Origin of the sequence: Streptomyces sp. NPDC032940 (assembly GCF_040636935.1) — a bacterium.
In the GTDB taxonomy this organism is placed as follows: Bacteria; Actinomycetota; Actinomycetes; order Streptomycetales; family Streptomycetaceae; genus Streptomyces.
Window position 1 is genome coordinate 106909 of record NZ_JBEZVJ010000018.1, and the last position, 13134, is coordinate 120042.

Annotated in this window: 11 protein-coding genes; 3 read left to right on the forward strand and 8 right to left on the reverse strand. The window is 71.5% G+C overall.

Annotation, left to right across the window (positions count from 1 at the left end):
• Positions 1-23: 23 nt before the first annotated feature.
• The 3 genes from AB0E77_RS21870 to AB0E77_RS21880 all read left to right on the forward strand — a co-directional run bounded on the left by AB0E77_RS21870 (position 24) and on the right by AB0E77_RS21880 (position 4610).
• Positions 24-2405: a ribonucleoside-diphosphate reductase subunit alpha gene (locus tag AB0E77_RS21870; protein ID WP_361573132.1), complete on the forward strand. Its 2382-nt coding sequence runs from the start codon at positions 24-26 to the stop codon at positions 2403-2405.
• Entirely contained in the window at positions 2405-3421 is a 1017-nt protein-coding gene (locus AB0E77_RS21875; RefSeq protein ID WP_361573134.1) for a ribonucleotide-diphosphate reductase subunit beta, read from the forward strand. The genes AB0E77_RS21870 and AB0E77_RS21875 overlap by 1 nt, the downstream gene beginning before the upstream one ends.
• 220 nt (positions 3422-3641) lie before the next feature.
• Positions 3642-4610, forward strand: coding sequence for a helix-turn-helix domain-containing protein (locus AB0E77_RS21880; protein WP_361573136.1), 969 nt, complete (start codon positions 3642-3644; stop codon positions 4608-4610).
• An 18-nt stretch (positions 4611-4628) separates the two neighbouring features.
• Here AB0E77_RS21880 and AB0E77_RS21885 read toward each other — a convergent pair whose 3' ends face one another.
• From AB0E77_RS21885 to sigR, 8 genes are all read right to left on the reverse strand, one after another.
• The gene (locus AB0E77_RS21885; protein WP_361573138.1) at positions 4629-6044 is read right to left on the reverse strand and encodes a cytochrome P450; all 1416 of its coding nucleotides are present in this window, start codon (positions 6042-6044) and stop codon (positions 4629-4631) included.
• Positions 6041-7126: an epi-isozizaene synthase gene (cyc1, locus tag AB0E77_RS21890; RefSeq protein WP_361573140.1), complete on the reverse strand. Its 1086-nt coding sequence runs from the start codon at positions 7124-7126 to the stop codon at positions 6041-6043. The genes AB0E77_RS21885 and cyc1 overlap by 4 nt, the downstream gene beginning before the upstream one ends.
• A gap of 285 nt (positions 7127-7411) precedes the next feature.
• A complete protein-coding gene (def, locus tag AB0E77_RS21895; protein WP_361573142.1) occupies positions 7412-8062 on the reverse strand; it encodes a peptide deformylase in 651 nt (216 codons plus the stop codon).
• A 72-nt stretch (positions 8063-8134) separates the two neighbouring features.
• Positions 8135-9115, reverse strand: coding sequence for a hypothetical protein (locus tag AB0E77_RS21900; protein WP_361573144.1), 981 nt, complete (start codon positions 9113-9115; stop codon positions 8135-8137).
• Between the two features lie 114 nt (positions 9116-9229).
• Positions 9230-10441 (reverse strand): metal-dependent phosphohydrolase, encoded by a 1212-nt coding sequence (locus tag AB0E77_RS21905; protein ID WP_361573188.1) that lies wholly within the window; start codon positions 10439-10441, stop codon positions 9230-9232.
• Between the two features lie 122 nt (positions 10442-10563).
• The gene (locus AB0E77_RS21910) at positions 10564-11889 is read right to left on the reverse strand and encodes an HD-GYP domain-containing protein (protein WP_361573146.1); all 1326 of its coding nucleotides are present in this window, start codon (positions 11887-11889) and stop codon (positions 10564-10566) included.
• A 122-nt stretch (positions 11890-12011) separates the two neighbouring features.
• Positions 12012-12323: a mycothiol system anti-sigma-R factor gene (gene rsrA / locus AB0E77_RS21915; protein ID WP_055417935.1), complete on the reverse strand. Its 312-nt coding sequence runs from the start codon at positions 12321-12323 to the stop codon at positions 12012-12014.
• Positions 12320-13003: an RNA polymerase sigma factor SigR gene (sigR, locus tag AB0E77_RS21920; protein ID WP_003973756.1), complete on the reverse strand. Its 684-nt coding sequence runs from the start codon at positions 13001-13003 to the stop codon at positions 12320-12322. Before sigR ends, rsrA begins: the two co-directional genes overlap by 4 nt.
• Between the last annotated feature and the right edge of the window lie 131 nt (positions 13004-13134).

Genomic DNA, 13134 nt, shown 5'->3' on the forward strand with positions numbered 1-13134 from the left:
TGCCGAGCGAGGGAGTGCCCCACGTGACCATCGCGTCAGCCGACCCGGTTTCAGCGTCCGCTGCGACGGCTTCTGCGGTCCCGGCGACCGAGGAAGCCGACGGACCCGGTGCCGCCCTGCTGCGGACCCTGACCGCCCTCACCGCCGACCTCCCCGACGCCGACCCCGGCCGGGTCGCCGCCGCCGCGCTGCGCGGCCGGTCCGCGCGGGCCGACGAGGCGGAGCTGCGGGAGCTGGCGACGGAGGCCGCGGCCGGTCTCATCTCCGAGGACCCGGCCTACTCCCGTCTGGCCGCCCGGCTGCTGACCATCGGCATCCGCGCCGAGGCCGCCTCCCAGGGGGTCACCTCCTTCACCGAGTCCGTCGCCACGGGCCACCGCGAGGGCCTGATCGCCGACCGCACCGCCGCGTTCGCCGGGCTGCACGCGGCCCGCCTGGACGCGCTGGTCGACCCGTCCGCCGACGACCGCTTCGGCTACTTCGGGCTGCGCACGCTCTACAGCCGCTATCTGCTCCGGCACCCGCTCACCCGCAAGGTCGTCGAGACGCCCCAGCACTTCCTGCTGCGCGTCGCCGCCGGACTCGCCGAGGACGACACCGAGCGGTCGGTGGACGAGGTCGCCGCGCTCTACGGGCTGATGAGCCGCCTGGACTACCTGCCCTCCTCCCCCACCCTCTTCAACTCCGGCACCCGGCACGCCCAGATGTCGTCCTGCTACCTCCTCGACTCCCCCAAGGACGAGCTGGACTCCCTCTACGACCGCCTGCACCAGGTCGCGCGCCTGTCCAAGCACGCCGGCGGCATCGGCATCGCCTACTCCCGCGTCCGCTCCCGGGGTTCGCTGATCCGCGGCACCAACGGGCACTCCAACGGCATCGTCCCGTTCCTCAAGACGCTGGACGCCTCGGTGGCCGCGGTGAACCAGGGCGGCCGGCGCAAGGGCGCGGCGGCGGTCTACCTGGAGACCTGGCACGCCGACATCGAGGAGTTTCTGGAGCTGCGGGACAACACGGGCGAGGACGCCCGCCGCACCCACAACCTGAACCTGGCGCACTGGATCCCGGACGAGTTCATGCGGCGGGTGGACGCGGACGGGCCGTGGTCGCTGTTCTCGCCCTCGGACGTGCCGGAGCTGGTGGACCTGTGGGGCGCGGAGTTCGACGCCGCCTACCGGACGGCCGAGGCGAAGGGCCTGGCCAGGAAGACCCTCCCGGCCCGTGAGCTGTACGGCCGCATGATGCGCACCCTCGCGCAGACCGGCAACGGCTGGATAACCTTCAAGGACACCGCCAACCGCACCGCCAACCAGACGGCCGAGCCGGGCCACGTCGTCCACTCCTCGAACCTCTGCACGGAGATCCTCGAGGTCACCGACGACGGGGAGACCGCGGTCTGCAACCTCGGGTCCGTCAACCTGGGCGCCTTCGTGACCGGCGACGACATCGACTGGGAGCGGCTGGACGCCACCGTGCGCACCGCCGTCACCTTCCTGGACCGGGTCGTCGACATCAACTTCTACCCGACCGAGCAGGCGGGCCGCTCCAACGCCCGCTGGCGTCCGGTCGGCCTCGGCGCGATGGGTCTCCAGGACGTCTTCTTCCAACTGCGCCTGCCCTTCGACTCCCCCGAGGCGAAGGCCCTGTCCACCCGCATCGCCGAGCGGATCATGCTCGCCGCGTACGAGACCTCCGCCGACCTCGCCGAGCGGGGCGGCCCGCTGCCGGCCTGGGAGAAGACCCGTACCGCGCGGGGCGTGCTGCACCCGGACCACTACGACGTGGAGCAGGCGTGGCCGGAGCGCTGGGCGGCGCTGCGCGAGCGCATCGCCACCACCGGGCTGCGCAACTCGCTGCTGCTGGCCATCGCGCCGACGGCCACCATCGCCTCCATCGCGGGCGTCTACGAGTGCATCGAGCCGCAGGTGTCCAACCTGTTCAAGCGCGAGACGCTGTCCGGCGAGTTCCTCCAGGTCAACTCGTACCTGGTCGGCGACCTCAAGCGGCTCGGCGTGTGGGACGCCCGCACCCGCGAGGCGCTGCGCGAGGCGAACGGCTCGGTGCAGGACTTCGCGTGGATCCCCGAGGACGTGCGCGTGCTGTACCGCACCGCCTGGGAGATCCCGCAGCGCGCCCTCATCGACATGGCCGCCGCCCGCACTCCGTATCTCGACCAGGCCCAGTCGCTGAACCTGTTCCTGGAGACGCCGACCATCGGGAAGCTCTCCTCGATGTACGCGTACGCCTGGAAGCAGGGCCTGAAGACCACCTACTACCTGCGTTCCCGCCCGGCGACCCGCATCGCCCGCGCCGCCGGCCGCGCCACCGTGCCCGTGCAGGCGGTCCCCGACCCCGAAGCGGTCGCCTGCTCCCTGGAAAACCCCGAGTCCTGCGAGGCCTGCCAGTGATGACCGACAACACCACCAAGAACCTGCTCGACCCGGGCTTCGAACTGACCCTGCGCCCCATGCGCTACCCGGACTTCTACGAGCGCTACCGGGACGCCATCAAGAACACCTGGCACGTCGAGGAGGTCGACCTCCACTCGGACGTCGCCGACCTCGCCAGGCTCAGCCCCGAGGAGCAGCACCTGATCGGCCGGCTGGTGGCGTTCTTCGCCACCGGTGACTCGATCGTCGCGAACAACCTGGTGCTGACCCTCTACAAGCACATCAACTCCCCCGAGGCGCGGCTCTATCTGAGCCGGCAGCTCTTCGAGGAGGCCGTGCACGTCCAGTTCTATCTGACGCTGCTGGACACCTACCTGCCCGACCCGGAGGACCGCGCGGCGGCCTTCGCGGCCGTGGAGAGCATCCCGTCCATCCGCGAGAAGGCGGAGTTCTGCTTCAAGTGGATGGACTCCGTCGAGTCCATCGACCGGCTGGAGTCCAAGGCCGACCGCCGCCGCTTCCTGCTCAACCTCGTCTGCTTCGCCGCGTGCATCGAGGGCCTGTTCTTCTACGGCGCCTTCGCCTACGTGTACTGGTTCCGCAGCCGGGGTCTGCTGCACGGGCTGGCCACCGGCACCAACTGGGTGTTCCGCGACGAGACGATGCACATGTCCTTCGCCTTCGACGTGGTCGACACCGTCCGCAAGGAGGAGCCGGACCTCTTCGACGACCGGCTCGAGCAGCAGGTCACCGACATGCTGCGGGAGGCCGTCGAGGCCGAGCTGCAGTTCGCGCGCGACCTGTGCGGTGACGGCCTCCCGGGGATGAACACCGACTCGATGCGGCAGTACCTGGAGTGCGTCGCCGACCAGCGTCTGACGCGGCTCGGCTTCGCCCCGGTGTACGGCTCCGAGAACCCCTTCTCCTTCATGGAGCTCCAGGGGGTTCAGGAGCTGACCAACTTCTTCGAGCGGCGGCCCTCGGCGTACCAGGTGGCGGTGGAGGGCACCGTCGACCTGGACGAGGACTTCTGAGCCTCCCTGATCTGACGGTCGATGCGCTTGTCGCGCACGACGCCGATCAGTGAGGGAAGGACCATGAGGACGAGGAGTCCGAAGGTCACGAGCATTCCGATCAGGGCTTCCATCTGGTTTCCGGTCATGACACCACTGTCGCGCCGGATGGTCCTTACCGGGAGTGGCAGGACTGCCGTAAGGCCTCGATTTCCTGCCACTCCCGAGGCACACTGGCAGCATGCTGAAGAACGTGGCCGCCGTCCTGCTCGACGGCGTGCATCCCTTCGAACTCGGCGTCGTGTGCGAGGTGTTCGGCATCGACCGCAGCGACGAGGGCCTGCCGGTGTACGACTTCGCGGTGGTCTCCGCCGAGGGCCCGGCGCTCACCACGCACGTAGGCGGACTGAGCGTCTCCACGCCGTACGGCCCCGACCGGCTGGAGGAGGCCGATCTGATCGCCGTGCCGGCCGGCAACCGGTTCGTCGACCGGGTGTACCCGCCCGAGCTGCTCGAGGCCCTGCGCCGGGCCGTGGACCGGGGCACGCGGGTGCTCAGCGTGTGCTCGGGGGTGTTCGTGCTGGGCGCCGCCGGGCTGCTGGACGGCCGGCGGTGCACGGTGCACTGGCGCCACGCGGACGAGCTGGCCCGGCAGTACCCGCGGGCCCGGGTCGAGCCGGACGTGCTGTACGTGGACGAGGACCCGGTGATCACGTCCGCCGGCACCGCCGCCGGCATCGACGCCTGCCTGCACATCGTGCGCAAGGAGCAGGGGCCGGAGGTCGCCAACAGGATCGCCCGGCGCATGGTGGTACCGCCGCACCGGGACGGCGGCCAGGCCCAGTACATCGAGCGGCCGCTGCCGCACTCCTCCTGCGACACCGTCGGCGAGGTGCTGGCCTGGATGGAACAGCACCTCGACGAGGAGGTCACCGTCGAGCAGCTCGCCGCTCGCGCGCACATGTCCCCGCGCACCTTCGCCCGCCGCTTCCAGCAGGAGACGGGCACGACCCCTTACCGCTGGATCCTGCGCCAGCGCGTGCTGCTGGCCCAGCGGCTGCTGGAGGCGACGGACGAGACGATGGACGCGGTCGCCTGGCGCACCGGCTTCGGCACGGCGGCGGCCCTGAGGCACCAGTTCGTCAGGGCTCTCGGCACCACCCCGCACGCCTACCGGCGCACCTTCCGGGGCCCCGAGGCCGCCGCCTGAGCCGCGTCGCCGCGGCGCTCACCTCGCCACGGGCCGGACCAGCAGGTCGTGGGGACGCAGCGTGATGCCGACGCGCACCGCGTCGTTCGAGCCCGCCACCTGCTCGAAGCGGTACTTGGTGGCGAGCGCCGCCGTGATCAGCGTCAGCTGCGCCATGGAGAAGTGGTCGCTGGGGCACTTGCGATTGCCCACGCTGAACGGCCGCATGGCGTATTTCGGCAGTTCCGTCACCCGCTCCGGAAGCCATCGGTCCGGGTCGAACTCCAGGTTGCGGGCGTATGACTTCGGATCGCGCTGGATTGCGTACGGACTGTAGATGATGTCCGCTCCGGCCGGAATGCGATAGCCACCGAGTTCCGTCTCGACCACCGCGCGCCGCGTCAATACCCATACCGCGGGACGCAAACGCATGGCCTCCACGATGACATTGCCGGTGTGCGTGAGCTTGCGGACGTCCTCGAATGCGACCGGGCGTCCGCCGGTCACCGCTTCGACTTCGTCGCGTATGCGGTCGGCATGTTCCGGATGGTCGGCAAGTGCCTGGAGCAACCACATGATCGTGGAGGCGATGGTTTCACTGCCGGGGGTGAGTATCGCGACGACCTGGTCGTGGATCTCCTGTTCTCCGATCGGATCGCCATTGTCGTCCTCGGCCTCCAGCAAAGCCGTCAGCAAATCGTCCGGCTTTTGACCGGATGCACGGCGCTCGGCGATGATCTCGTCCACCAGCAGGTGGAGATCGGCCAGCGCTTCGTTGAATTCGCGATTGGCCGGCAGCGGCAGCCGGTACAGCGGGCCGAGCGGGACGACCATCCGCCGGTACATGCCGCGGAAGACGGTGGCGAGGGCGGTGCACAGGCGCTCGGCGCGCTCGTCCATGTACTGGCCGCGCAGCAGGCAGCGGGCCGCGACGCGCACGGCGACGCGGAAGGACTCGGAGGTGGCGTCGACCGTCTCCCCCGGCCGCCAGCGCTCGGTGAGCGCGTGCGCCTCCTCCTCCATGATCGGCCCGTAGGCGGGGATCGCGTCGAGCTTGAAGGCGGGCTGGATGGTGCGCCGCTGGCGCCGGTGGAGCGGACCGTTGGCGGTGGCCACGCCCTCCTTGCCGAGCAGGCCCTCCAGCGACTCCCACAGTGGGCCGGCGATGTGGTAGTCGGGGCTCAGCGCGAGGGCGCCGGTGAGCGCCGGGGTGGTGACCGCGTACACGGTCTTCGGGCCGAGCTTGATGCGGACCACCTCGCCGTGGTCGCGCAGCTGGGCCATGAAGGCCAGCGGGTCGCGGGCCAGCCTCCAGCCGTGGCCGAGGAGCGGGACGCCGCCGCCCGCGACGGGCGGCTCGCGCAGTTCCGGCGCCCGGCCGGTCCGGATGCCGGGGGACGGGGGCGCCCCCTGTCCGAGCGTGGCCGAGGACTCGGGGGAGGACTCGACGGTCATTTCTCACCTGCCGCTTCGTTGTCGACGTACGGGGGCGTGGACCGGTCGTCCCAGCTGTCGACCATGTACCGGCCGGACTCGTGGTGGAACCAGTAGACGGAACTGAACCAGTTCCGCATATTGCCGACGTTGACCCGCACGGCGCCGCTCAGTTCCTTTCCGCGTACGGTTCCGTCGTCGAGTTCGCCGGCGAACCGTAAGACGTCCCGCTCGACGGCGAGGAATTCCGTGATGCATTCCTCCACGCGTCGCCGGATTTCCTCTATCGCTTCTTCCAGGGTCAGTTGGTGGTGGGTGATGAGGCTGATGCCGAGATTGTGGACCTCATCGCCCGCTATTTCCTTGGGCAGTGAGCAGAGGTCGTTGTACCAGGCGGCGAATTCCTGGCTCAGCAGGGCCGCCCGCCGGTATGCCGGGTGCTTTCGCACGGAGTCCGGCAGTTCGCACCCCGCGCTCGTCTCCAGCAGGTCGGTCCAGATCGCGTGCGCGAAGGTGAGCCGGCGCAGCGCGAGGTACTCCTCGACGCCGGGCACGATTCCGTGGGTGCGGTTGTGGAATTCCCGGTCGTACGCCTCGATCACCGCGTGGAAGTGCCGGGCGAACCGGGCGTTCCACGTCGCCGGCAGGAAGGCGTAGAGCCGCAGCACGCTGTCGGCGAACCCGGCCACCAGCGCGTCCTCGTGGTGCAGGTGGTCCGCGGGTGCGTCCAGTGCCGCGTGCAGCCGGTCCCGCAGCCGGCGCCAGGCGGCCGCGCGGCCGTGGACGATGTCCCGGTCGTGCCGGTCGTCCCAGACGAAGAACCACGCGCTGTAGTCGGCTATCGCCTGGAGGACCTCGTCGGGGGCGCCCAGGTAGTACCCCGCCATGAGGTCCGTGTAGCACAGTCCGTCGGCATATTCCTCGACCTTGTCGGCCGGCATGAGCCGCTTTTCCAGCAGCCAGGTACGGGTCTTGTCCTGGAGCTTCGGCCAATACGGATGAAGCTGCCGGGGAAAAGCCGCCTCGATCACCGGGAGTGAGAGCTGCGGTGGGACTGCGATCGCGGTCGGTGTCGCTGTGGTGCCGTGTGGGAAAGCATGCACGAACAAACCCCTCTCAGCCGCCGGTGACGCACGCCTCGCGCTGAGCGGGGCGTGCGCCGTTGCGTATCCCCGCTCTTCCATTCAGCACCACAACTGACCGTTCTGGGAACGGATTTGCTCCATTCACTACCCCGCGACGCCTGGAATCTCCTGTTGTGTGTCGGCTTCGGAATCTTCGGAAGGGCGACGGGGATCGTACAGGTGACGGACACGCGAACGGCGCCCGCTCGGGTGGGACCCGGACGGGCGCCGTGCGCCTGGGGCTGGTGAGGCCGGGGTGAGGTCTCAGTCGTTCGCGACCACGGGGTATCGCGGCTCGTTCTCGGCCATCTGCCGCAGCGCGTCCTTGCGTTCGCGCTTGGAGAGCCGGTCGATGTAGAGGTACCCGTAGAGGTGGTCGGTCTCGTGCTGGAGGCAGCGGGCGAAGTAGCCGGTGCCACGCACCTTGACCGGGTTGCCCTGCTCGTCCTGCCCGGTCACCTCGGCGTAGTCGGGGCGGGCGAGCGGTGCGTAGGCGGTCGGCACGGACAGGCAGCCCTCGTTGCTGTCGTCCAGGCGGCGCCGGTCGGCGGGCAGTTCGACGAGCCTCGGGTTGCAGACCACGCCGACGTGGCGGACTCCCTCGTCGTCGGGGCAGTCGTAGACGAAGACCTTCTTGTCGACGCCGATCTGGTTGGCGGCCAGGCCCACGCCCTCGGCGGTGCGCTGGCTGGCGAACATGTCCGCGACCAGCTGCTGGAGCTCCTCGCCGAAGTCGGTGACGTCCTGGCACTCCTTGTGCAGCACCGGGTTGCCGACGACCGTGATCGGACGCGAGGTACCGCGCTCACGCCAGCCCGTCTCGCGCTCCTCGCAGTCCTCGGTGTCGACGACGAAGCCCTCGTCGTCCACGGGGAGCACGCCCGCGTGCTGCTGATCGGTGTCCTGCTGCGCCATGACCGACGTATGCCTTCCTGGATGGAACCGGAGTTGATGCCTGGTACAGGGTACGGGGAGCGGGCGACGGTCTCAGCAGACCTCTTCGAGGTCCCGCCAGTCCCGCGAGTCCGGACTGTCCGCGACCCATCCGTCCAGCAGCCCCCGCACCAGCGAGGCCGGCGCGGCCACCCCGCACTCCCGTTCCGGCACCCACAGCTGCCCGTCGGTCCGGTGCCCGAGCGGCCCCGGGTGCCCCGGCTCGCTGTGGTCGTGCGGGTCGAGGTGCTCGCCGTCGCCCTCGTCGGAGGGCATCCGGGACTCCGAGCACATCCGGCACAGCAGCCGCACGGAGGACGACCAGTCCTCGGCGGCGAACCCGGCGTCGGCGGCCAGCTGCTCCAGCGCGTCCCGGTCGGCCTCGGTGGCGGCCTCCAGGAGGACCACCCAGGTGGGGACGGGCGAGGGCGCCCACAGCTCGATCTCGTCGAAGACGGGGTAGGAGTGCCCGGCGGCCGTGGTCCGCTCCCCGTGCGGGACGCCGTCGTGCAGCACGACCTCGCCCCAGCGCCGCCCGGAGGACGGCAGCGGAATGGACAGCACCTCGACGCGGGCGGGGTCCAGCCGCCGCCCCCACACCACCTCGGCCTCGCCCTCGGGGGACAGCCGTACGGCCGCGCTGCCGAGGTCCATGCCGAGGGGCTCGCCGGCGTCCGTGGCGTCGCCGGGCGTCTTCAGCCCGTACGCCTGCCAGGCGCGGCGGGCCAGGGGCCAGTCCTGGAGGGCGGTCGCGGCGATGCCGACGTTCCACCAGTCGGGGGCCCCGCTGTCCTTGTCGAGCAGTGCCACGGCCCTCAGGCCCGCCGCTCTGGCCTGCTCCCAGTCGTGCCGGAACTTGTGCAGCAGGGCGAGGTTGAACCACGACTCCGACAGCCAGGGCTCCAGATCGGCGGCCCGCGTCAGGAGCGCTCCCGCGTCCTCGTAGCGACCGTCGCCGATCAGCGTGAACGCCCGGTCGGTGGCCTGCCGCCAGGAGGCGGAGGGCCGGTGCCGTCCCTTGCCGAAGATCCTCACGATTCCCGCCTGCCAGTTCCGTTCAGTGGGCTGGCTGTGCCTTTCCGCGCCCCCGGACACCCTCTCCTGCGCATCAAACCATGTACGGCCTGCGGGGCGCTCATTACCCATGGGTTACCCAGCCGAGGGCGAGGTAAGGCTGCCTCGGGAGAGCACCCGGGCCAGCGCCTCCACGACCTCCGGAGCGTAGTCGCCGGCGGTGGCGAGGCGCAGCTCCTCCAGCGCGGTGAGGTCCCCGCCGGGCCCGGCGTCCCGCGCCTTCTCCTCGTAGGCGTTCACCGCCCGCACGATGCGCGCGGCGAGCGGCTGCTCGTGGCAGGGGTCGGCCTGCCGCTCCACCACCACGGCGACCGCCGCGTCGACGCCGGTCTGGCGCACCACGGCCCCGCCGAGCAGCGCGATCCGCCGCTGTTCGGACACGGGCAGCCCGGCCGTCGCGCCCGCCGGGACCGGGTCGACGAGGCTGAGCTGGCCGATGTCGTGCATGAGCGCCGCGTACTCCAGCACCGTCAGCTCGGGCCCGGACAGCCCCAGGTCCCGTCCGACGGCCACGCTGAGCCCGGCGACGCGGCGGGCGTGCCCGGCGGGGGTGTACCCGGCGATCTCGGTGGCCCGGGCCAGGGAGGCGATGGTCTGCCGGTAGGTGGCCCGGACGGCGGCGTACCGCCGGTAGGACAGCTGGGTGAGCAGCAGGGGCACGCTGAAGACGGGCAGCGCCCACAGTCCCGCGACGGCCACGGCGAGCGCCATCACCGCCCCCGTCGCGCAGACCGCGGAGGTGATGCCGCCCATCGCCCGCAGTTCCTCGCGCAGCAGCGGGCCGAGGGGCCATCCGGTCCGCGCGTGCGCCGGTGCCGCGGCGAGCACGGCGTCGCACAGCGCGGTCAGCGCGAGCAGCGCGATCAGCAGCAGCGCGTGGGCGGGGCCGCCCCAGTCGCGGAAGGTGCCCTGGCTCGCCAGGGGCTGGAAGCAGACGGCGGCGAAGGCGACGGTGAGCAGGCGCCGCGCCAGGTGGTCGAGGACCGGACCGTCACCGCACGCGATGTGCGGGACGCTGCCGAGCAGTGAGGCGACGAGGACCACGGTGACGGTCTGGGCGGCCCCGTGGTGCACGGGCTGTCCGGCGTTCTCCCCGAGCAGGGCGTACGCCAGTGCCCCGGCGGTCCCGAGCGGCGCCGTCTCCCGGCCCTCGCCGCCGGTCCGGCGGGTGAGCTCGCCGAGCACGACGAGGAGCCCGAAGGCGAGCGCGACGGGGCGCTCGACGGCGCCGTTCCACAGCACGGAGGCGAGGCACACGAGCGCGACGAGCGCGGCGCCGGCGTACATGAGGAGCACCGCCGGGGTCCGCGGCCCCGGCGCGCTCCGCTCCCGCCGCGACCACGGGACCGCCCGGTCACGGCCGGCGCCGACGGGGCCGGTCCCGGCCTCCGCCCCCTCCACCACCGGTCTCACGAAGCCCCCCTCGCCACCCTGTCGTGCGCTTCCTCGCTGCGGTCCTCGGCCGGCCCGGACGGCCGGGCGGGGGCGACGTCGGAGGTCACCGCCGGGTGCCAGCCGTGGTGTTCCAGCGCGCGCACCAGTGCCAGGACCATCCGGGGGTCGAAGTGGGTGCCCGCGCACCGCTGGAGCTCGGCCACGGCCGCCGAGACGGGCCGCGCCCTGCTGTAGGACCGCGTGGACGTCATCGCGTCGAAGGCGTCGGCGACGGCGACCACCCGGGCCGACTCGGGGATCTGGCCGCCCGCCAGCCCGTAGGGGTAACCGCTGCCGTCCAGCCGTTCGTGGTGGTGCAGCACGGCGGCCCGGGCCTCGCCCAGGAAGCGGATGCCGCGCACCATCTCGTGCCCGTACTCGGGGTGCAGCTCGATCACGCGCCGTTCCTCGGGCGTCAGCGGCCCGTCCTTGCGCAGCAGCCGCGTGGGCACGCCGAGCTTGCCCACGTCGTGCAGGATCCCGGCGAAGCGGAGCGTCTCGACGCGTTCGTCGTCCAGGCCCAGCTCGCGGGCGATCATCATCGAGGCGTGGCCGACCCGCTCACTGTGTCCGCGCGTGTAGCCGTCCTTGATGTCGACGGCCTGGACGAGGGCGCGGATGGTCGCCTGGTGCGCGGCACGCTCCCGGTGGTACTGGGCGAACGCCCACCACGCCACGCACATCGGCAGCAGTACGAGCAGCGCGGCGACCGGGCCGTAGGGGCTGCGCCACAGGACGGCCATCATCAGACCGGCGAGCCCGTGCACGGCGATCGGGGCGAGAGAACGGGAGAAGAGTCCCCGCCACGCGCGCCGGGCCGGCACCCGGTCGGCCAGCGCGAGGATCCCGCCGTCCAGCAGGGTCAGCACCAGGCAGAAGCCCAGCACCGCGGCCCCGGCGGGCGCGAGCGCGTAGGGGAAGTCGGCGGCCGCCACCGCGTCCCGGCCGCCGAACTCGGCGTGCACCCGGGCCGCGGCCCAGACGGCGAGCGCCAACTGCGCGGCCCGCCAGGCCCGTCGCAGCCCGGCCGGCCGGTTCGCGACCGGGGAGAGCAGGGCACCCGGCAGCGCCACGAGGGCGGCGGCGGGCGGTGGGAGCAGGAAGGCCCCGGCGAGCAGCACGGGGTAGCAGGTGCCGACGAACCGGGTCCGGGCGATGTGCTCGCAGCCCGCGTACAGTCCCGCGAGCAGCAGCACCGCACCCCAGGGCGCGGGTGACTGGGTCAGCGGGCGCAGGCAGAGCAGGGCGGCGAGGACGGCACCGGCGACATACGCACGCGCCCGTGCCGGTACCGCGTCCATGAGCGCCTCCCCCGGCCGTCCCTGTCAGGCTCGCGAGCCTAGGTTCGGCGACGGGGAGAGGCGGGCGGATGTCCCGCGGATTAGCACGTACGAGTGACGTGTCACGCGGGGCGGGCCGCGGCTCAGGACTCCTGGGGGGTGGGCGGTGCCGCCGTGACGTCGTGCTCCGGGACCGACTGGCCCGAGCGGATCAGGTCGATCCGGCCCATGACCTTGGAGCGCAGGTCGCCCGGCACGTCGTCATGGCCGCAGCACCGCTTGACCAGCTTCTTGACGGCCTGCTCCAGCCCGTACTTCTCCAGACAGGGCGAGCACTCCTCGAAGTGGTGCTCGAACTTCACGCAGTCCGAGTCCGGCATCTCTTTGTCGAGGAACTCGTAGAGATGATCGAGGATTTCGCTGCAATCCGTCTCGTGCGGCTCTCCGCAGCTCATGACCCCGAGCCTTTCGCTTCGTTCGACTCTCCGGCGCCGGCCGGGACCAGACCGCGGTCGCGGGCGTAGTCCTCCAGCATGCCGCGCAGCTGGCGGCGGCCCCGGTGCAGCCGGGACATCACCGTACCGATGGGTGTCCCCATGATGTCCGCGATCTCCTTGTAGGCAAAGCCCTCCACGTCGGCCAGATACACGGCGATGCGGAACTCCTCGGGGATCGCCTGGAGCGCCTGCTTCACGTCCGAGTCGGGCAGGTGGTCGAGCGCCTGCGACTCGGCGGAGCGCAGACCCGTCGACATGTGCGACTCTGCGCGCGCGAGCTGCCAGTCCTCGATCTCCTCCGCCGCGCTGCGCTGGGGTTCGCGCTGCTTCTTGCGGTAGGAGTTGATGAAGGTGTTGGTGAGGATGCGGTACAGCCACGCCTTGAGGTTGGTGCCCTCGCGGAACTGATGGAAGGACGCGTACGCCTTGGCGTAGGTCTCCTGCACCAGGTCCTCGGCGTCGGCCGGGTTGCGGGTCATGCGCAGCGCGGCCGAGTACATCTGGTCGAGGAACTCGAGCGCGTCCCGCTCGAAGCGCGCGCTGCGCTCCGCGGTCGACTCCGCGCCCGTGCCCCGGCCCTCGGGCTGCTCCGCCTGGCCGTGTTCGGTCCCTGCGTCGGTCCCAGTGACCGGACCCACCTCCTCCAGTGACGTCACGGTGCCGAATCCGGCCCCGCTCGAATCGGAGGATAGACGACGATCCGGTCCGCCCGCCGCCCGAACGGGGGCGGTCTTCGCCGCGTGCAGCACCGTCCAGTCCAGGTCGGCGC

Coding starts and splice junctions, on each gene's coding strand:
- AB0E77_RS21875 (WP_361573134.1), top strand. CDS start 2,405: ATGACCGACAACACCACCAAGAACCTGCTCGACCCGGGCTTCGAACTG.
- AB0E77_RS21880 (WP_361573136.1), top strand. CDS start 3,642: ATGCTGAAGAACGTGGCCGCCGTCCTGCTCGACGGCGTGCATCCCTTC.
- AB0E77_RS21885 (WP_361573138.1), bottom strand. CDS start 6,044: ATGACCGTCGAGTCCTCCCCCGAGTCCTCGGCCACGCTCGGACAGGGG.
- def (WP_361573142.1), bottom strand. CDS start 8,062: ATGGCGCAGCAGGACACCGATCAGCAGCACGCGGGCGTGCTCCCCGTG.
- AB0E77_RS21905 (WP_361573188.1), bottom strand. CDS start 10,441: ATGTACGCCGGCGCCGCGCTCGTCGCGCTCGTGTGCCTCGCCTCCGTG.
- AB0E77_RS21910 (WP_361573146.1), bottom strand. CDS start 11,889: ATGGACGCGGTACCGGCACGGGCGCGTGCGTATGTCGCCGGTGCCGTC.
- rsrA (WP_055417935.1), bottom strand. CDS start 12,323: ATGAGCTGCGGAGAGCCGCACGAGACGGATTGCAGCGAAATCCTCGAT.